This window comes from Klebsiella sp. K5-204 (assembly GCF_030128585.1).
In the GTDB taxonomy this organism is placed as follows: Bacteria; Pseudomonadota; Gammaproteobacteria; order Enterobacterales; family Enterobacteriaceae; genus Klebsiella; species Klebsiella quasipneumoniae.
The window spans coordinates 1-20175 of the sequence record NZ_JAKUZS010000008.1 but is presented as its reverse complement, the minus strand read 5'-3'; the positions used below and the strand labels follow the sequence as shown (position 1 = coordinate 20175).

At 57.6% G+C, this 20175-nt stretch carries 16 protein-coding genes and 1 rRNA gene; 10 read left to right on the top strand and 7 right to left on the bottom strand.

Annotation, left to right across the window (positions count from 1 at the left end; genetic code table 11):
• Positions 1-33: 33 nt before the first annotated feature.
• From MKR05_RS20390 to MKR05_RS20355, 8 genes are all read left to right on the top strand, one after another.
• Entirely contained in the window at positions 34-981 is a 948-nt protein-coding gene (locus MKR05_RS20390; RefSeq protein WP_002884616.1) for a sugar-binding transcriptional regulator, read from the top strand.
• A gap of 70 nt (positions 982-1051) precedes the next feature.
• Positions 1052-1855, top strand: coding sequence for an SDR family oxidoreductase (locus MKR05_RS20385; RefSeq protein ID WP_044525122.1), 804 nt, complete (start codon positions 1052-1054; stop codon positions 1853-1855).
• Positions 1856-1864: 9 nt separating this feature from the next.
• Positions 1865-2272, top strand: coding sequence for a mannose/fructose/sorbose PTS transporter subunit IIA (locus tag MKR05_RS20380; RefSeq protein ID WP_044525121.1), 408 nt, complete (start codon positions 1865-1867; stop codon positions 2270-2272).
• Positions 2272-2766, top strand: coding sequence for a mannose/fructose/sorbose PTS transporter subunit IIB (locus MKR05_RS20375; protein WP_044525120.1), 495 nt, complete (start codon positions 2272-2274; stop codon positions 2764-2766). The genes MKR05_RS20380 and MKR05_RS20375 overlap by 1 nt, the downstream gene beginning before the upstream one ends.
• 65 nt (positions 2767-2831) lie before the next feature.
• A complete protein-coding gene (locus tag MKR05_RS20370; protein ID WP_002884608.1) occupies positions 2832-3632 on the top strand; it encodes a PTS mannose/fructose/sorbose transporter subunit IIC in 801 nt (266 codons plus the stop codon).
• 11 nt (positions 3633-3643) lie between these two features.
• Positions 3644-4468 carry a PTS system mannose/fructose/sorbose family transporter subunit IID gene (locus MKR05_RS20365; protein WP_002884590.1) on the top strand — a complete coding sequence of 275 codons (825 nt, stop codon included), beginning with the start codon at positions 3644-3646 and terminating at the stop codon, positions 4466-4468.
• A gap of 72 nt (positions 4469-4540) precedes the next feature.
• The gene (gene sorE / locus MKR05_RS20360; protein ID WP_048296423.1) at positions 4541-5773 is read left to right on the top strand and encodes an L-sorbose 1-phosphate reductase; all 1233 of its coding nucleotides are present in this window, start codon (positions 4541-4543) and stop codon (positions 5771-5773) included.
• A complete protein-coding gene (locus MKR05_RS20355; RefSeq protein WP_048296422.1) occupies positions 5766-6575 on the top strand; it encodes a shikimate 5-dehydrogenase in 810 nt (269 codons plus the stop codon). The genes sorE and MKR05_RS20355 overlap by 8 nt, the downstream gene beginning before the upstream one ends.
• 87 nt (positions 6576-6662) lie before the next feature.
• On the opposite strand, the gene MKR05_RS20350 is transcribed toward MKR05_RS20355, so the two are convergent.
• Positions 6663-8294, bottom strand: a complete 1632-nt coding sequence (locus tag MKR05_RS20350) for a Na/Pi cotransporter family protein (protein WP_023291612.1) — start codon at positions 8292-8294, stop codon at positions 6663-6665.
• A gap of 129 nt (positions 8295-8423) precedes the next feature.
• On the bottom strand, positions 8424-12107 hold the full coding sequence (metH, locus tag MKR05_RS20345; RefSeq protein ID WP_048296421.1) for a methionine synthase: 3684 nt from the start codon (positions 12105-12107) through the stop codon (positions 8424-8426).
• 194 nt (positions 12108-12301) lie between these two features.
• On the opposite strand from metH, the gene iclR reads away from it, so the two are divergent.
• Positions 12302-13132: a glyoxylate bypass operon transcriptional repressor IclR gene (gene iclR, locus MKR05_RS20340; RefSeq protein WP_004206826.1), complete on the top strand. Its 831-nt coding sequence runs from the start codon at positions 12302-12304 to the stop codon at positions 13130-13132.
• 50 nt (positions 13133-13182) lie between these two features.
• On the opposite strand, the gene aceK is transcribed toward iclR, so the two are convergent.
• The 4 genes from aceK to metA form a co-directional block, all read right to left on the bottom strand.
• A complete protein-coding gene (gene aceK, locus MKR05_RS20335; RefSeq protein WP_023291610.1) occupies positions 13183-14967 on the bottom strand; it encodes a bifunctional isocitrate dehydrogenase kinase/phosphatase in 1785 nt (594 codons plus the stop codon).
• A 102-nt stretch (positions 14968-15069) separates the two neighbouring features.
• Positions 15070-16374 carry an isocitrate lyase gene (gene aceA / locus MKR05_RS20330; RefSeq protein ID WP_004206828.1) on the bottom strand — a complete coding sequence of 435 codons (1305 nt, stop codon included), beginning with the start codon at positions 16372-16374 and terminating at the stop codon, positions 15070-15072.
• Between the two features lie 80 nt (positions 16375-16454).
• Positions 16455-18056 carry a malate synthase A gene (aceB, locus tag MKR05_RS20325; RefSeq protein ID WP_048296420.1) on the bottom strand — a complete coding sequence of 534 codons (1602 nt, stop codon included), beginning with the start codon at positions 18054-18056 and terminating at the stop codon, positions 16455-16457.
• Positions 18057-18316: 260 nt separating this feature from the next.
• Positions 18317-19246: a homoserine O-succinyltransferase gene (metA, locus tag MKR05_RS20320; protein WP_004206830.1), complete on the bottom strand. Its 930-nt coding sequence runs from the start codon at positions 19244-19246 to the stop codon at positions 18317-18319.
• Positions 19247-19402: 156 nt separating this feature from the next.
• On the opposite strand from metA, the gene MKR05_RS20315 reads away from it, so the two are divergent.
• The gene (locus MKR05_RS20315) at positions 19403-19864 is read left to right on the top strand and encodes an acetyltransferase (RefSeq protein ID WP_032454547.1); all 462 of its coding nucleotides are present in this window, start codon (positions 19403-19405) and stop codon (positions 19862-19864) included.
• A gap of 194 nt (positions 19865-20058) precedes the next feature.
• Here MKR05_RS20315 and rrf read toward each other — a convergent pair.
• Positions 20059-20174, bottom strand: a 5S ribosomal RNA gene (gene rrf, locus MKR05_RS20310).
• Position 20175 lies beyond the last annotated feature (1 nt).

Below are 20175 nucleotides of genomic sequence, written 5' to 3'. Positions count from 1 at the left end.
TTTGCACAAATGTGCAGGAGCCTGCAGATGACCATGGAAAACAGCGATGATATCCGGTTGATTGTCAAAATCGCCCAGCTCTATTACGAGCAGGATATGACTCAGGCGCAAATTGCTCGCGAGCTGGGGATCTATCGCACCACCATCAGTCGCCTGCTGAAGCGCGGCCGCGAGCAGGGCATTGTTACCATCGCCATCAACTATGACTACAATGAAAACCTGTGGCTCGAGCAACAGCTCAAGCAAAAATTTGGCCTGAAAGAGGCGGTGGTTGCCAGTAGCGATGGGCTGCTGGAAGAAGAACAGCTGAGTGCGATGGGCCAGCATGGCGCCCTGCTTGTCGACCGATTGCTGGAGCCAGGCGATATCATCGGTTTTTCATGGGGCCGCGCCGTGCGTTCGCTGGTGGAGAACCTGCCGCAGGCCAGCCAGTCACGCCAGGTGATCTGTGTCCCCATCATCGGTGGTCCTTCCGGTAAACTGGAGAGCCGCTACCATGTGAACACTTTAACCTACGGCGCGGCAGCCAGGCTGAAAGCGGAATCCCACCTTGCCGATTTTCCAGCCCTGCTGGATAACCCGCTGATCCGCAACGGCATCATGCAGTCCCAGCATTTTAAAACCATCTCATCCTACTGGGACAGCCTGGATGTGGCGCTGGTGGGTATTGGTTCACCGGCCATTCGCGACGGCGCAAACTGGCATGCCTTCTACGGCAGCGAAGAGAGCGACGATCTCAACGCCCGCCACGTCGCCGGGGATATCTGCTCGCGTTTCTACGATATTAACGGCGGGTTAGTCGATACCAATATGAGCGAAAAAACCCTGTCGATCGAAATGGCGAAGCTGCGCCAGGCTCGCTATTCCATCGGCATCGCCATGGGTGAAGAGAAATACTCTGGCATTCTTGGCGCATTGCACGGACGCTATATTAATTGTCTGGTGACAAACAGAGAAACGGCTGAGTTATTACTGAAATAACACACAGGATATGATTTCACGCAGCACCCGCTGCGGGGGATCCCTTTATCTAAAGAAATGGGAGTAAATAATGAATACATGGTTAAATTTAAAAGATAACGTCATTATCGTGACCGGCGGCGCCTCGGGAATTGGGCTGGCCATTGTCGATGAATTATTATCACAAGGTGCTCATGTCCAGATGATTGATATTCATGGCGGCGATCGTCATCACAATGGCGATAATTATCACTTCTGGCCGACGGATATTTCCAGCGCGACAGAGGTGCAACAGACTATCGATGCCATTATTCAGCGCTGGTCGCGAATTGATGGTTTGGTCAATAACGCCGGCGTGAATTTCCCGCGTTTATTAGTCGACGAAAAAGCACCGGCCGGCCGCTATGAATTAAACGAAGCCGCTTTTGAAAAAATGGTCAATATCAACCAGAAAGGGGTGTTTTTCATGTCGCAGGCGGTGGCGCGTCAAATGATCAAACAGCGCGCCGGTGTGATTGTCAATGTCTCTTCGGAGAGCGGCCTGGAAGGCTCTGAAGGTCAAAGCTGCTACGCCGCGACCAAGGCCGCGCTCAACAGCTTTACCCGCTCCTGGTCCAAAGAATTGGGTAAATATGGGATCCGCGTGGTCGGCGTTGCGCCGGGGATCCTCGAAAAAACCGGCCTGCGGACACCGGAATATGAAGAGGCGCTGGCCTGGACGCGCAATATCACCGTCGAGCAACTTCGCGAGGGATATACCAAAAACGCCATTCCCATCGGGCGGGCAGGAAAGCTCTCGGAAGTGGCTGATTTTGTTTGCTATCTCTTGTCAGCGCGCGCCAGCTACATCACCGGAGTCACCACTAACATTGCCGGCGGAAAAACGCGCGGTTAAGGAGGCAGTATGGTTCACGCTATCTTCTGCGCCCACGGCCAGCTGGCCGGGGCCATGCTTGATTCGGTACGCATGGTCTACGGCGAGGTTAACGTCAGCGCCGTCGCGTTTGTCCCCGGCGAAAACGCGGCGGATATCGCCATTAACCTGGAAAAGTTAGTAAGCGCCCACACCAATGGGGAGTGGGTAATCGCGGTAGATTTGCAGTGCGGAAGCCCATGGAATGCCGCAGCCGGGCTGGCAATGCGTCACCCGCAGATCCGGGTGATTAGCGGCCTGTCGCTACCGCTGGCGCTCGAGCTGGTGGATAACCAGCATACCCTGAGCGCCGATGACTTATGCCAGCATCTGCAGGCCATCGCCAGTCAGTGCTGTGTGGTCTGGCAGCAGCCAGAAACCGTTGAGGAGGAGTTCTGATGCAAATTACCCTCGCCCGTATTGATGACCGACTGATTCATGGCCAGGTTACCACCGTGTGGTCAAAAGTCGCCAACGCCCAGCGGATAATTATCTGCAATGACGATGTATTTAACGATGAGGTTCGCCGGACCCTGTTGCGCCAGGCGGCTCCGCCAGGCATGAAGGTAAACGTTGTCAGTCTGGAAAAAGCGGTTGCGGTCTATCATAACCCGCAATATCAGGACGAGACCGTCTTTTATTTATTTACCAATCCACACGATGTTTTAATGATGGTGCGCCAGGGCGTGCAGATCGCCACGTTAAATATTGGTGGCATGGCCTGGCGACCCGGGAAAAAACAGCTAACCAAAGCCGTTTCTTTGGATCCGCAGGATATTCAGGCATTCCGTGAACTCGATAAACTGGGCGTAAAACTCGATTTACGCGTGGTCGCATCAGATCCGTCAGTCAATATTCTCGACAAAATTAACGAAACAGCTTTCTGCGAATAAAAAATAGCGCCTGTTGTGATATGCCGTAGCAGGCAGGATGACTCACACCTTAAAGGTCATAAATTATGGAAATTAGTACTCTACAGATAATAGCCATATTTATTTTTTCCTGTATTGCCGGAATGGGCAGCGTGCTGGATGAATTTCAGACCCATCGGCCCCTTATCGCCTGTACCGTGATTGGCCTCATCCTGGGTGATTTAAAAACCGGGGTTATGCTCGGCGGTACGCTGGAGCTGATCGCCCTCGGCTGGATGAACGTGGGGGCAGCGCAGTCGCCAGATTCGGCGCTGGCCAGCATTATCTCCGCCATTCTGGTGATTGTGGGCCACCAGAGCATTGCCACCGGTATCGCCATTGCTCTGCCGGTGGCCGCCGCCGGGCAGGTGCTGACCGTTTTCGCCCGTACCATTACCGTGGTGTTCCAGCACGCCGCGGACAAAGCGGCCGAGGAGGCGCGCTTTCGCACAATCGACCTGCTGCATGTCTCCGCACTGGGGGTGCAGGCACTACGCGTGGCAATCCCGGCGCTGGTGGTCTCGCTGTTCGTTAGCGCGGATATGGTCAGCAGTATGCTCAGCGCGATCCCGGAATTCGTCACCCGCGGCCTGCAGATTGCCGGTGGTTTCATTGTCGTCGTGGGCTACGCGATGGTGCTGCGAATGATGGGTGTGAAGTACCTGATGCCCTTCTTTTTCCTCGGTTTTCTCGCCGGGGGTTATCTCGACTTCAGTCTGCTGGCCTTCGGCGGCGTGGGCGTCATCATCGCGCTGATCTACATCCAGCTCAATCCACAGTGGCGTAAGGCTGAACCCGCCGCCTCCACTGCCCCCTCTGCCCCCGCCCTTGACCAGCTTGACGACTAATGGAGCCGAAAATGGAACAGAAAAAAATCACGCAAGGCGACCTGGTGAGCATGTTTCTCCGCTCCAACCTCCAGCAGGCCTCCTTTAACTTCGAACGTATTCATGGCCTGGGATTTTGCTACGACATGATCCCGGCGATCAAACGCCTGTATCCGCTCAAAGCCGATCAGGTCGCGGCGCTGAAGCGTCATCTGGTGTTCTTTAATACCACGCCGGCGGTGTGTGGCCCGGTGATCGGCGTCACCGCCGCCATGGAGGAGGCCCGGGCTAACGGCGCGGCCATTGACGATGGCGCTATCAACGGCATCAAAGTGGGTCTGATGGGCCCGCTGGCCGGCGTCGGCGACCCGCTGGTCTGGGGCACGCTGCGGCCGATTACCGCGGCCCTTGGCGCCTCGCTGGCCCTCTCCGGCAATATTCTGGGACCTTTGTTATTTTTCTTTATTTTCAATGCAGTGCGGCTGGCAATGAAGTGGTACGGCCTGCAACTGGGCTTCCGTAAAGGGGTCAATATCGTCAGCGATATGGGCGGTAACCTGCTGCAGAAGCTGACCGAAGGCGCCTCCATTCTCGGCCTGTTTGTCATGGGGGTGCTGGTGACCAAATGGACCACCATCAATGTGCCGCTGGTGGTGTCCCAAACGCCCGGTGCAGACGGCGCCACCGTCACGATGACCGTCCAGAACATCCTCGATCAGCTCTGCCCCGGCCTGCTGGCGCTGGGCCTGACGCTACTGATGGTGCGTCTGCTGAACAAGAAAGTGAATCCGGTCTGGCTGATTTTCGCCCTTTTCGGCTTAGGCATTATCGGCAACGCCCTCGGCTTTCTGTCCTGATTATTCCGCCCCGGCGATGCCGGGGTGACGTCAACAACATAGCCCCGAAAGATGAAGGGGATGAGGTGGTTTATGCAAACAACAACGGCTCTGCGCCTGTATGGCAAACGTGACCTGCGCCTGGAAACCTTTACCCTCCCGGCGATGCAGGACGATGAGATCCTCGCCCGGGTGGTCACTGACAGCCTGTGCCTTTCTTCATGGAAAGAGGCCAATCAGGGTGCCGATCATAAAAAGGTGCCTGATGATGTGGCCACCAGGCCTATTATTATCGGCCATGAATTCTGCGGCGAAATCCTTGCCGTCGGTAAAAAGTGGCAGCATAAGTTTCAGCCGGGGCAGCGCTACGTGATCCAGGCCAACCTGCAGTTGCCCGACCGACCCGACTGCCCCGGCTACTCATTCCCATGGATCGGTGGCGAAGCCACGCATGTGGTGATCCCCAATGAGGTGATGGCGCAGGATTGCCTGCTCACCTGGGAGGGGGATACCTGGTTTGAAGGATCGCTGGTGGAGCCGCTCTCCTGCGTCATTGGCGCCTTCAACGCCAACTATCATCTGCAGGAGGGGAGTTACAACCACGTGATGGGGATCCGTCCTCAGGGACGCACCCTGATCCTGGGCGGGACGGGGCCGATGGGGCTGCTGGCCATCGACTATGCGCTGCACGGCCCCATCAATCCTTCACTACTGGTAGTGACCGATACCAATAAGCCGAAGCTCAGCTACGCCCGCCGGCATTACCCCTCTGAGCCGCAGACGCTGATCCACTACCTCGACGGCCATGAGGCCAGTCGCGATACGCTGCTGGCGCTCAGCGGCGGCCATGGCTTCGACGATATCTTCGTGTTTGTGCCAAACGAACAGCTGATCACCCTGGCCTCCTCGTTGCTGGCCCCGGACGGCTGCCTGAATTTCTTTGCTGGCCCCCAGGATAAGCAATTCAGCGCCCCGATCAACTTCTACGACGTGCACTACGCCTTTACCCACTACGTCGGCACCTCCGGCGGTAATACTGACGATATGCGCGCCGCGGTGGCGCTGATGCAGGCGAAAAAGGTCCAGACGGCGAAAGTGGTCACCCATATTCTCGGCCTGAACGCTGCGGGCGAAACCACCCTCGATCTGCCTGCCATCGGCGGGGGAAAAAAGCTGGTGTATACCGGAAAAGCCTTCCCGCTCACGCCGCTGGGCGAGATCGCCGATCCCGAACTGGCAGCGATTGTGGCGCGTCACCATGGGATCTGGTCCCAGGAGGCTGAAGCGTATCTGCTGGCCCACGCGGAGGATATTATGCATGATTAACCGCGATACGCTGTTGTGCATCTCCCTGGCGGGTCGCCCCGGCAACTTCGGCACCCGCTTTCATAACTATCTGTATGACAAGCTGGGGTTGAACTACCTCTACAAAGCCTTTACGACTAAGGATATTGAGGCGGCGGTAAAAGGGGTTCGCGCATTGGGTATCCGCGGCTGTGCGGTCTCCATGCCGTTTAAAGAGAGCTGCATACCGTTTCTTGACGCTATCGATCCGTCGGCAAAAGTCATCGACTCCGTCAACACCATCGTCAATGACGACGGGAAGTTAACCGGGCTGAACACCGATTACATCGCGGTCAAAAGCCTGATCGCCAGCCATCGGCTCGATGCCAACGCCAGAGTGATGATTCAGGGTAGCGGCGGCATGGGGAAAGCCGTCATTGCCGCCTTCCGTGATGCCGGTTTCCGTGACGTGATCATTGCGGCCCGCAATCGCCAGCGCGGCCTGGCGCTGGCAAAACAGTATGGCTTTCAGTGGCAGCCCCTGCCGGAAGGGATCGCAGCCGAGATTCTGGTCAATGTCACACCGCTGGGCATGGCGGGGGGAGCGGAAAGCAACACGCTGGCGTTCAGCGAGGCCATGGTGGCCCAGGCCAGCGTCGTGTTTGACGTGGTCGCGTTGCCGGCGGAAACCCCGCTGATCCGCCTGGCGCAACAACGGGGTAAGCAAACCATCAGCGGTGCGGAAGTCATTGCCCTGCAAGCCGTCGAGCAGTTCGCCCTTTATACCGGCGTACGACCGGATAACGCGCTGGTGGCAGAGGCCTCGGCGTTTGCCAGAAGCTAGGATGTCCCTCCCGGGAAGGCGTCAGCCACGTCCCGGGAGGGCTACCTCGCCAGAAAAGAAGCGACATAGACGGAAAAATAATCCGTCTCAGTAGTCATCCCTTTCGTCGTCTTCATCCGGTTGCTCCATCACGCTGTAAGCCACCGAGCAGAACAGGCTGTTCAGACGCTTCATATCCCCTAGCAGCGCCAGGTGCAACGTACTGGTTTCGATACTCTGCACGTTCTGCTGATGCAGACGGTCAACGTGCGCATGCGAGTAACGGCGGTTAAGAATGCGGAACCGGTGTTTACTGCGCCGCAGGCGACGGGCGCTGGGCACATCGCTGGAGAAGAAGACCGACATCGCCAGCTGCAGGTTGCTGAGCAACAGATCGTACAGGGCGTCCAGCTCCTTTAACCCTTCCACCGAGAAGGCGCGCCGCGCCGCCAGCGATTTATCAGCGATCTCGCTGCCCATCCGCTCGACGATATCGGAGGCCTGCTCGAGGTTTAACGACATCTCAATAATTTCCGCCCAGCGCCGGGACTCCTCTTCCGCCAGCTCATCCTTTGGCATTCGCGCCAGATAGAGCTTAATGGCGGTGTAGAGCACGTTGATATCGTCCGCCATGCGGCGTAGCTCTTTCTCCTGACGCGGTTCGCCATGCATCACCTTATGCAGGCTCTCCAGCATTTGCTCCATCGCGTCACCAATGCGCAGCGTCTCGCGCGCGGCATTGGCCAGCGCCAGCGCCGGGGTGTCCAGCGCCGACGGGTCGAGATGCTTGGGTTTGAGATGGTTATCCAGCTCGGGTTCATCGCGGATCATGCGCTGGCACAGCTTCGCCATCGGTCCGGTAAAAGGCACCATCGCGATGCAGCGCAGCAGGTTGTAAAAAACATGGAAGTAGATAACCAGCTCGGACTCGGCCAACGGCAGCTTGTGCATCGCCGCGGCCAGCGGATGGACGAACGGCAGAATGATCAGGCTCCCCACCAGCTTAAACAACAGGCTGCCCAGCGCCACCCGGCGCGCCGCCGCGTTCGCCGCGCTGTTGTTGAGCATCGCCAACAGCCCCGATCCCAGGTTGGCGCCAATCACCAGGCACAGCGCCACCGGGAAAGAGATCGCTCCTGCCGCGGTCAGCGTCGCGGTCAGCAGCACCGCCGCCAGGCTGGAGTAGCTGATGATCGCGAATACGGCGCCAATCAAGGCATCCAGCATAATATCCCCGGTCAGCGAGGCAAAAATTACCTGCACGCCGTTGGCCTGGGTAATGGGGTGGACGGCCTGCACAATCAGCTCCAGGGCCAACAGGATCAGCCCAAGGCCAATCCCCACTCGCCCCAGCTGCCCGGCGCGGGTCTGCTTGCGGCCGAGGAAGAAAATCACCCCGATAAATATCAACAACGGCGACAGCCACGACAGGTCGAAGGTCAGCACCCTCGCCATCAGCGCCGTACCGACGTCGGCCCCCAGCACCATCACTAGCGCCGGCGTGAGGCCCACTAAATCCTGGGCGACAAACGAGGTCACCAGCATGGTGGTGGCATTGCTGCTTTGCACCAGCGCAGTCACGCCAAGACCCGCGCAGAAGGCGAGCGGCTTTTTCTCTACGCTGCTACTGAGAACGGTACGCAGGCGAGCGCCATAGACGCGCATCACCCCGGTACGCACGATATGCGTGCCCCACACCAGCAGAGCGACCGCGGACAACAGGTGTAGCAGAGTTAACACGGAATCAGCTTCTCCTTATCGTTATAGGTGTTCCGACATTCTGGAACCTATCTCAGTATAAGGGGTTAACCTCAATAAAGAGACAAGGCGCTCACAGAGCGCCTTGTTTGTTGTAAGGAAAGATGACGACTAGTCCGCATCATAGCCCAGATTAGGGGCTAACCAGCGCTCGACTTCCGCCGGGGTCATCCCTTTACGCAGCGCGTAGTCTTCGACCTGGTCGCGCTGGATCTGCGCCACGGCGAAGTATTTGCTGTCCGGATGGCTGAAGTACCAGCCGGAAACCGATGCCCCCGGCCACATGGCGAACGATTCGGTAAGCTTCATGCCGGTATGGGCTTCGACGTCCAGCAGCTGCCAGATGGTGCCTTTTTCGGTGTGCTCCGGACAGGCCGGATACCCCGGCGCCGGACGGATCCCCTGGTAATTCTCGCGAATAAGCTCCTCATTGCTGAGGTTCTCATTGGCCGCATACCCCCAGTAGACCTTGCGCACTTTCTCGTGCAGATACTCGGCGAAGGCTTCCGCCAGACGATCGGCGATGGCCTTGATCATGATCTTGTTATAGTCATCATGCTGCGCTTCATAGGCTTCCGCCAGCGCGTCCTCTTCCAGGCCGCCGGTGACGGCGAAGGCGCCGATATAGTCCGCTTTGCCGCTCAGCTTCGGCGCCACAAAGTCGGCGAGGCAGTAGTTGGCGAAGCCGACCTTCTCCGTCTGCTGGCGCAGGTGATGGCTCACCGTCAGCACGTGGGTGCGGGTTTCATCGCGATAGATTTCAATATCGTCGCCCACGCGGTTGGCCGGGAACAGGCCCACCACGCCGCGCGGGTTGAGGGTTTTCTCTGCGCTCAGCTTATCCAGCAGCTCGTTAGCGTCTTTGAACAGGCGCTGCGCCTCTTCCCCTACCACGTCATCTTCCAGAATGCGCGGATATTTGCCCGCCAGCGACCAGGTCATAAAGAACGGCGTCCAGTCGATGTAGTTGCGTAGCGTCTCGATACTGGCTTCCACCTCCTGAATCCCCAGGCGATGGGCCACCGGCGGAGTGTAGCTCTCCCAGTCAAAGGCCAGATCGTTTTCCCGTGCGGCGGCCAGGGTCACCGGCGGGGTGCGCGGTTTTTTACGCCCATGCTGGATACGCACGGTTTCATACTCTTTGCGCGTACGGGCGACAAACTCATCGCGCTGCGTGTCCGAGAGCAGCGCAGCCACCACCCCGACGGTGCGCGAAGCGTTCTGTACGTAAACGGTCGGGCCGCTGTAGTTCTGCTCGATTTTCACCGCCGTATGCGCTTTAGAGGTGGTCGCGCCGCCGATCAGCAGCGGGATGGTAAAGCCCTGGCGCTCCATCTCTTTCGCCACGTTAACCATTTCGTCGAGCGACGGGGTAATCAACCCGGAAAGGCCGATGAGATCCGCGTTCACCTCTTTGGCGGTTTTGAGAATTTTATCCGCCGGGACCATCACGCCAAGATCGATTATTTCGTAGTTATTGCACTGCAGCACCACGCCGACGATGTTTTTGCCGATGTCATGAACGTCGCCTTTTACCGTGGCAATCACCATTTTGCCGTTACTGGAGCCCTGCTCTTTACTGGCTTCAATAAACGGCTCCAGGTAGGCCACCGCCTGTTTCATGACGCGGGCGGATTTCACCACCTGCGGCAGGAACATTTTGCCTTCGCCGAACAGATCGCCGACCACGTTCATGCCGTCCATCAGCGGCCCTTCGATCACCTCAATCGGGCGAGCGGCCTGCTGACGCGCTTCTTCGGTGTCCTGTTCAATAAATTCGGTAATGCCCTTCACCAGCGAATATTCGAGGCGTTTTTTCACCTCCCAGCTGCGCCATTCCGCCTGCTGGGCATTGGCGCCGTCGTCAACTTTACTGCCGCGATATTTTTCCGCCAGCTCGAGCAATCTTTCGGTGCTGTCATCGCGGCGGTTGAGGATCACATCTTCAACCGCGTCGCGCAACTCGGCGGGAAGGTCGTCGTAAATCGCCAGCTGGCCGGCGTTGACGATGCCCATATCCATGCCGTTACGGATCGCGTAGTAGAGGAATACGGCGTGGATCGCCTCACGTACCGGGTCATTGCCGCGGAAAGAGAAGGAGACGTTGGAGACGCCGCCGGAGATCAGCGCGTGCGGCAGCTCGCGTTTGATGTCTTCGCAGGCGCCGATAAAGTCCTGGGCATAGTTATTGTGTTCTTCGATACCGGTCGCCACCGCGAAGATATTCGGGTCAAAGATAATATCTTCTGGCGGGAAGCCGACCTCTTCGGTGAGGATTTTGTAGGCGCGACGGCAAATCTCAATTTTACGTTCGCGGGTATCGGCCTGCCCCACTTCGTCAAAGGCCATCACCACCACCGCGGCGCCGTAGCGGCGAACCAGTTTCGCATGGTGGATAAAGGGTTCGACGCCCTCTTTCATCGAGATGGAGTTAACGATGCCTTTGCCCTGAATGCATTTCAGGCCCTTTTCGATGACCTCCCATTTGGAGGAGTCGATCATGATCGGCACGCGGGCAATGTCCGGCTCGCCGGCAATCAGGTTGAGGAAGCGCACCATCGCCGCTTCGGCGTCGAGCATCCCCTCGTCCATGTTGATATCGATGATCTGCGCGCCGCTTTCCACCTGCTGACGCGCGACGTCCAGCGCTTCGCTGTACTTCTCTTCTTTGATTAAGCGTTTAAATTTCGCCGAGCCGGTAACGTTGGTACGTTCGCCGACGTTAACGAACAGGCTGTCATCGCCGATATTCAGCGGCTCCAGGCCGGAAAGACGGCAGGCGACGGGGATCTCCGGCAGCTGGCGCGGCGGCAGGCCGGCCACCGCGCGGCTCATGGCGGCGATATGTTCCGGCGTGGTGCCGCAGCAGCCGCCGACGATATTGAGGAAACCGGCTTCCGCCCATTCGCGGATCTGCGCCGCCATGGTATCGGCATCCAGATCGTATTCGCCGAAGGCATTGGGCAGGCCAGCGTTCGGGTGCGCGGTAACGTAGCATTCAGCGATACGCGACAGCTCCTGGACGTACTGGCGCAGTTCGTCCGGCCCGAGGGCGCAGTTCAGACCAAACGATAAGGCTTCGGCGTGACGCAGCGAGTTATAGAAAGCTTCGGTGGTCTGCCCGGACAGCGTGCGGCCGGAGGCATCGGTAATGGTCCCGGAGATCATCAGCGGCAGGTCAACGCCCAGCGCCTCCAGCTCCTCTTTCACCGCATAGATGGCCGCTTTGGCGTTCAGGGTGTCAAATACCGTTTCAATCAGGATCAGATCCACGCCGCCTTTCACCAGCGCTCGGGTGGATTCGCGATAGGCAGCCACCAGCTGGTCAAAGGTAATATTGCGGAACGCCGGATCGTTCACATCAGGCGAAATAGAGGCGGTGCGGTTGGTTGGGCCAAGCACGCCCGCGACGTAGCGCGGTTTTTCCGGCGTGCGGGCCGTCCAGGCATCGGCGCTGGCGCGGGCCAGCTTCGCCGCCGCAAAGTTGATCTCTGCCGACAGGGATTCCATCTGGTAATCCGCCATCGCAATGGTCGTCGAGTTAAAGGTGTTGGTCTCAATGATATCCGCGCCGGCCTCGAAGTAGGCGTCGTGGATCTCGCGGATCACCTCGGGCTTGCTGAGCACCAGCAGGTCGTTGTTGCCTTTCAGGTCGCACGGCCAGTCAGCAAAGCGCTCACCGCGAAAGTCCTGCTCACTCAGACGGTAGCCCTGGATCATGGTGCCCATGCCCCCATCCAGAACCAGAATACGTTCTTTTAACTGCTGATGCAGTTGCTCAACTTTGCTGCTCACACTTGCTCCCGACAACGCTCAACACAGGCCAAATAGCCAACAAACCATACTGGCATAAACCACCGGAGCGGAAAAGACAACAACGGGCAATATGAGACATGTTCAGCTTCACTCCTCCGATGAGTCCGGTTGTGATTGCATTATCGCCAAATAAAACGAAAATCATTTCCACGATACAGAAAAAGGAGTCCGCGATGGCCACTACCCCCGTTCCCGCGAAACGCGGCAGAAAACCCGCGGCTGCCACCGCCCAGCAGGCTGGCGGTCAGGTTCAGTCGCTGACCCGCGGCCTGAAATTGCTCGAATGGATTGCCGAGTCCCACAGCAGCGTCGCGCTGACCGAGCTGGCGCAGCAGGCGGGTCTGCCCAACTCAACCACTCACCGTCTGCTGACCACCATGCAGCAGCTGGGTTTCGTTCGCCAGGTCGGCGAGCTGGGCCACTGGGCCGTCGGCGCGCATGCCTTCGTGGTCGGCAGTAGCTTTCTGCAAAGCCGCAATCTGCTGGCGATTGTCCACCCGATCCTGCGCCAGCTGATGGAGGATTCCGGTGAAACGGTGAATCTGGCGGTGCTTGACCAGAGCGACCACCAGGCGATCATTATCGACCAGGTGCAGTGCACCCAGCTGATGCGTATGTCGGCGCCAATCGGCGGAAAACTGCCGATGCACGCCTCCGGCGCCGGGAAGGCGTTCCTCTCGCAGCTGAGCGAAGAGCAGGTGACCAGCCTGCTGCACCGTAAAGGGCTGCATGCCTATACGCATGCCACGCTGGTCTCGCCGCTGCATCTGAAGGAAGATTTAGCGCAGACCCGCAAGCGGGGCTACTCGTTCGATGACGAGGAGCACGCGCTCGGCCTGCGCTGCGTCGCCGCCTGCATTTATGATGAACACCGCGAACCGTTCGCGGCAATCTCCATCTCCGGTCCCATCTCACGCATGACCGATGATCGGGTGACCGAGCTGGGCGCGCTGGTGATCAAAGCGGCGAAGGAAGTGACGCTGGCATACGGCGGGGTTAAATAAAAAAATGCCCCGCAGGGGCATTTTAAGTAGGCCTGATAAGCGTAGCGCCATCAGGCAGATCGGCGCACCTTGCCGGATGGCGGCGTAAACGCCTTATCCGGCCTACTGTCGGCGCCATAGCGCACGCTAAAACGCTGCTTACGCCGGTAAGCATAGACATCCTCCACATGACCGTTTTTAATCCGCGTCTGCAGTTCGCGCCAGTAGTCGGCACGCAGCAGGTCGGCATGCATCTCCTCAAACAGCGGCCCGATGCGCGGGTCAGCGCACAGCCAGTGGCGGAACTCCTCCGGAAACACATCCCCCGGCGAGACGCTGTACCACGGCTCGCTGGCCAGCTCATCCTCGGGATAGCGCGGCGGCGGGATCTGGCGGAAATTCACCTCCGTCATATAGCAGATTTCATCATAGTCGTAGAACACCACCCGGCCGTGGCGGGTGACGCCGAAGTTTTTAAACAGCATATCGCCGGGAAAGATGTTGGCGGCGGCCAGCTGGCGGATAGCATTCCCATACTCTTCTACCGCATCGCGCAGCGCCTGGCCGTTAACCTGCTCCAGCCACAGGTTGAGCGGCACCATTCGCCGTTCAATATACAGATGACTGATGACAATCCGGTCGCCGAGGTCGGTCAGTTTGTTCCCCGCTTCCGCCTGCAGCAGCGCCAGCAGCGCTGGCGCGATTTGTCGTTTCTCCAGCACGAAGTTTTCAAACTCCTGCGTGTCCGCCATCCGCCCGACGCGGTCATGCTCCTTTACCAGCTGATAGCAGGCGCGCACGTGGGCGGCGGTCATCTCCTTCTGCGGCGCGAAGCGGTCTTTGATCACCTTGAACACCCGGTCAAACCCCGGCAGGGTAAACACCAGCATCACCATCCCGCGAATGCCCGGCGCCTCGATAAACTGCTCATCGCAGCGAGCGATGTAGTGCAGATATTCGCGATAGCTTTCGGTTTTGGCGTGCTTCTGGCAGCCAATCGCCATATACAGCTCGGCCGTGGTTTTACCCGGCAGGATCTCGCGCAGCCATTCCACCAGAGCGCCGGGCAGGGGCGCATAAACCATAAAATAGGAACGCGCGAAGCCAAAAACGATGCTCGCTTCGGCATGGGTGGTCAGGCAGGTATCGACAAACAGCTCGCCCTCGTCGCTGCGATGGATCGGCAGCAAGAAGGGCAGCGTGGTCATCGGCATCACCAGTTTGCCCACCAGCCAGGCGGCTTTGTTGCGATAGAACAGCTCATTGGCGACCTGTAGATGACAGGTGGCGAGCGGTTCCTCCCCTAGCGCCTCCTGCAGACTGGCAATGATATAGCCGATATCCCGCGCTTTATTTTGCCACGGCAGCCGCAGCGGCAGATCGGACAGCACTTTACCCAGCAGGTGCGACCAGCCGCGCTCTGGATAGAAATCTTTCGCCAGCGGGCGCGGAAGGGTGCGAAAAGGACGCTCGGGCTGCGAGCTGAAAATAAAGAGCCGCTCGGGGGTCAGCGAGCGGTGGTCAAACAGGCGGCAGTAGACCGAATTGAAAAAGCTCTCGGCAATTTCAAAACGAGGGTAATCCGGCAGCAAACGGGTGTAGTGGGCTTTCACCCGCAGCAAAAAGTCGGCATCCGTGCTTTTTCCCTCCGTGATGCAGCGCAGCTGCTCCACCACCAGACCCACATGGTGGTCATAGAGATGGATCCGCTGTTTCATCGCCTGCTGCACCGCATGCCAGTCGGCCTGTTCAAAGCGCTGCTGCGCGCCGGAAGTCACTTCGAGAAAACGCCCATACTGAGCGTCAAATCCCTGCAATATCGTTTGGGCAATCAGTAATTCCAGACCACGCGTCATCGAACTCCCCCATCCGGTACCACGTCAGGCCGGATGGCGCGCTCGCTTATCCGGTCTGGATCCCTTCACAGGCCCGGTGAGCGTCGTGCCACCGGGCATGGCTCAAAACTGATCTTCTTCGGTCGAGCCGGTCAGCGCCGTCACCGACGAGGCGCCGCCCTGGATAATGGTAGTGACCTTGTCGAAGTAGCCGGTGCCCACCTCCTGCTGATGCGAGACGAAGGTATAGCCTTCCGGCCCGGCGGCGAATTCCGGCTGCTGCACTTTTTCAACATAGTGGCGCATCCCCTCACCCTGAGCGTAGGCATGGGCGAGGTCGAACATGTTGAACCACATGCTGTGGATCCCGGCGAGGGTAATAAACTGGTATTTGTACCCCATGTCTGACAGCTGCTGCTGGAAGCTGGCGATGGTTTTATCATCGAGATTTTTCTTCCAGTTAAACGACGGCGAGCAGTTATAGGCCAGCAGTTTGCCCGGGAAACGCGCATGAATGGCTTCGGCAAAGCGACGCGCCTGCTCGAGATCCGGTTTCGACGTTTCACACCACACCAGGTCCGCATACGGCGCGTAAGCCAGCCCGCGGCTGATCGCCTGCTCGATCCCGGCATGAGTGCGGAAGAACCCTTCGCTGGTGCGATCTCCGGTAATAAACTCACGATCGTACGGATCGCAGTCTGAGGTAATTAAATCGGCAGCGTCAGCATCGGTACGGGCGATCACCAGCGTCGGGACCCCCATCACGTCGGCAGCCAGACGCGCCGCCACCAGTTTCTGTATCGCCTCCTGGGTTGGAACCAGCACTTTACCGCCCATATGACCGCACTTCTTCACCGACGCCAGCTGATCTTCGAAGTGAACAGCCGCTGCACCGGCTTCAATCATCGATTTCATCAGCTCAAAGGCGTTCAGGACGCCGCCGAAACCGGCCTCCGCATCCGCCACGATCGGCAGGAAGTAGTCGATAAAGCGCGGATCGTTCGGCTCAATCCCGGCTGACCACTGGATCTGATCGGCGCGGCGGAAGGTATTGTTGATCCGATCCACCACCGCCGGTACCGAGTTGGCCGGGTACAGCGACTGATCCGGGTACATGCTGGACGCCAGGTTAGCATCCGCCGCCACCTGCCAGCCGGAGAGATAAATGGCTTCGATGCCGGCCTTCGCCTGCTGCAAGGCCTGGCCGCCGGTCAGCGCGCCAAGGCTGTTGATGTACCCTTTCTTCGCCTCACCGTGCAGCAGACGCCACATTTTCGCTGCGCCAAGCTGCGCCAGCGTGCACTCCGGGTTCACCGAGCCGCGTAATTTCACCACCTCTTCCGCGCTGTACGGGCGGGTAATCCCTTCCCAGCGCGGGTTCGTCCACTCTTTGTTTAATTCTTCGATTTGTTGGGTACGGGTTTTCATGTGCAGATGCTCCATATTATTTCCTGGCTCCCCAGGCGTCATTGGTGAAGGACTAAATGGCGAACAACACCATCTGGCGATTAGGCCAGCAGGCGGTAGCCCGGTAATGTCAGAAAATCAATCAGTTCGTCGGAGGTGGTGATCTGCTCCATCAGCCGCGCCGCATCGTCAAAGCGGCCATGGCTGAAGCGGTGCTCTCCCAGCTCCTCCTGAATCACCATCAGCTCTTCCGCCAGCCACTGGCGGAACAGCGCTTTCGTGACCGGCGTGCCGTCGTTCAGGGTTTTCTGATGATGGATCCACTGCCAGATAGAGGTGCGCGAGATCTCGGCCGTCGCGGCGTCTTCCATCAGGCCATAAATCGGTACACAGCCGTTGCCGGAGATCCAGGCTTCGATGTACTGCACCGCCACGCGGATGTTGGCGCGCATCCCGGCTTCCGTGCGCTCGCCCTCGCAGGGGGCCAGCAGCTGTTCGGCGGTAATTGGCGCGTCCTCGCTACGGGTCACCGAGAGCTGATTCGGCTTGTCGCCGAGCACGCGGTTAAACACCGCCATGGCGGTATCCGCCAGTCCAGGATGGGCGATCCAGGTGCCATCGTGACCGTTGTTCGCCTCCAGCTCTTTGTCGGCGGTGACTTTATTCAGCACCTGACGGTTACGCTCGGCCTCTTTACTCGGGATAAAGGCCGCCATTCCACCCATCGCAAACGCCCCGCGTTTGTGGCAGGTCTTAATCAACAGCCGTGAGTAGGCGCTGAGGAAGGGTTTATCCATCGTCACCACCTGGCGGTCCGGCAGTACGCGGTCAGGATGGTTTTTCAGCGTCTTGATATAGCTGAAGATATAGTCCCAGCGGCCACAGTTCAGGCCGACAATATGGTCGCGCAGCGCATGCAGGATCTCATCCATCTGGAACACCGCCGGCAGTGTTTCAATCAGCAGCGTGGCCTTGATGGTGCCGCGCGGCAGGTCAAAGCGATCTTCAGTAAAGCTGAAGACATCGTTCCACCATGCCGCCTCCTGCCAGGCCTGGGTTTTTGGCAGATAGAAGTAGGGACCACTTCCTTTCGCCAGCAGCGCCTGGTAGTTATGAAAGAAATAGAGCGCAAAATCGAAAAGACTGCCGGGAATGGCCTCATTACGCCAGGTCACATGCTTTTCCGGCAGGTGCAGGCCGCGCACACGGCATACCAGCACAGCGGGATTGGGCTGCAGTTGGTAGATTTTGCCAGCCTCATTGGTGTAGCTGATGGTCCCGTTCACGGCATCACGTAGGTTGATTTGGCCATCAATGACTTTACGCCAGTCCGGCGCCAGCGAATCCTCAAAGTCCGCCATAAAGACTTTTACGTTAGCATTCAGCGCGTTAATGACCATCTTGCGCTCGACGGGGCCGGTAATTTCAACGCGGCGATCCTGCAAATCCGCCGGGATACCGCGAATGGTCCAGTCGCCATTTCTAATGGAAGCAGTTTCCGAAATAAAATCCGGCAGCTGCCCATCGTCAATGGCCTGCTGCTGCTGCAGACGCGCGGCCAGCAGTTTATTGCGCGCCGGCGTAAAGCGGCTCACCAGTTCCGTCAGGAATTCTACCGCCTCAGGCGTTAAGATCTGCTTCTCCTGCTCGCCATAGTGCTGACTAAAGGCCAGTTCATCGGTGATTGTCGCCTGCTGCGTCATTGTGCTGCTCCTCTTGGTTGATCCGCTGGAAGCGAGCGAAAGATCGTTGTGCAGTTTTCGCTCAGCACAATTAAGACTACTCAATTAATTTTCAAAATCAAAAACAATTTCCATTTTAATTTTAAAATTAGATTAACATATTGATAACAATGAAATTAAAGTTATCATCAGCCATGAGGTGAATTTCGGAAATAAAAAAGGCACCCGAAGGTGCCAGAGGCAAAGTGCTGAAACGCTTTAGGATCGTTTCGTGCGGAGTATTACTCCAGCGTTGGATTCATATGACGCAGATCGTATGGTGTAATCTGGTAGACGTAATAGTTCAGCCAGTTAGCGAACAGCAGATTACCGTGGCTCCGCCAGGTGGCGCGCGGTTTGTTCTGCGGGTCGTTTTGCGGAAAATAGTTGTGGGGAACCTCAGGGTTCAAACCGGCTTCCACATCGCGGAAATATTCACTTGCCAGGGTATTGGCATCGTACTCGGGGTGGCCGGTGACAAAGGCTATACGCTTATCTTTACTGGCGAACAGATACGCATCGCCCTCTTCCGTCTCCGCGAGGATCTCGAGATCGGTATAATCCCGGATAAGCCCTGCCGGAAAGTCAGCATAGCGTGAGTGTGGGGCCAGGAAAGAGTCGTCGAAACCGCGGGTCAGTAAAGCGTGTGGATGAAGAATATGGTGTTCATAAACGCCAGAAATCTTTTCGGCGCGGGTCTGCTTGGGAATGCCGTACAGAATATTCAGCGCGGCCTGAACTGCCCAACAGACGAACAGCGTCGAAGTGACGTGATCCTTGGCCCACTCCAGCACCTGTTTGATCTGCGGCCAGTAAGCGACATCATTAAATTCAACCAGGCCTAAGGGAGCGCCGGTGACGATCAGGCCGTCGAAGTTCTGATCGCAGATCTCATCGAAATTGCAGTAAAAGTTATTCAGATGCTCCGCCGGCGTATTACGTGACTCACGCGCATCGATACGTAATAACTGGATGTCCACCTGCAGCGGAGAGTTCGACAGCAGACGCAGGAACTGATTCTCCGTCTCGATTTTCTTCGGCATCAGGTTGAGGATTAACACCTTCAGGGGGCGGATTTCCTGAGTTGTTGCACGCGTTGTCGTCATCACAAAGACGTTTTCATTGCGCAAGAAATTGACGGCTGGTAGCTCGTCCTGCACCCGAATTGGCATAACTCTATTACCTCATAGCATACGTATAAACGTTTAGACATCCAGATAGCTGAAGATAACCAGGAATCGGGTGAATGTCGAGTCTGCATGTTCACGGTGAGAAAATTTCACGGCGCGCATTGGGTTAGAATATAAGAATGAAGAAAAGGAGAAAATATGGTTATTAGCATCCGCCGTTCCCGACCTGATGAAGGGGATAAACTGATTGCGATCTGGTGTCGGTCAGTCGACGCCACGCACGATTTTCTGTCAAAAGCGTATCGGAGAGAGCTGGAGGAGCTGGTACGTGCCTTTATACCGGAGGCTCCGCTGTGGGTGGCGGTTAACACGGAGGACCAGCCGATCGCCTTTATGCTGCTGACCGGAGATCATATGGATGCGCTGTTCGTCGATCCGGATGTCCGCGGCTGCGGTGTGGGGAGATTGCTGATCGCGCATGCGCTGTCGTTAACGCCAACACTGACGACCAACGTAAATGAGCAGAATGAACAAGCGGTCGGGTTTTATCGGAGAATGGGTTTCAAAGTGACAGGTCGCTCTGAAACGGACGATCTGGGTCAACCATATCCGTTATTGAATTTGATACATGAGCAGCAGGCTGAAGCAGACTACGATTGACGTCGGTAACTTTGCGGCATTGATGTCCCCTCGGCCAGCAGGTGGCCGAGGATCCGTAGCCCCGGTAAGCGCAGCGCCACCGGGGGAGGCATACACCACACAGCAAAAAACCCCGCACCTTTCGGGACGGGGTTCTTTTTAAACGCAAAAACAAAAAGCTCAGCCTTTCGACTGAGCTTTCTGCTTTATTTGATGCCTGGCAGTTCCCTACTCTCACATGGGGAGACCCCACACTACCATCGGCGCTACGGCGTTTCACTTCTGAGTTCGGCATGGGGTCAGGTGGGACCACCGCGCTAGTGCCGCCAGGC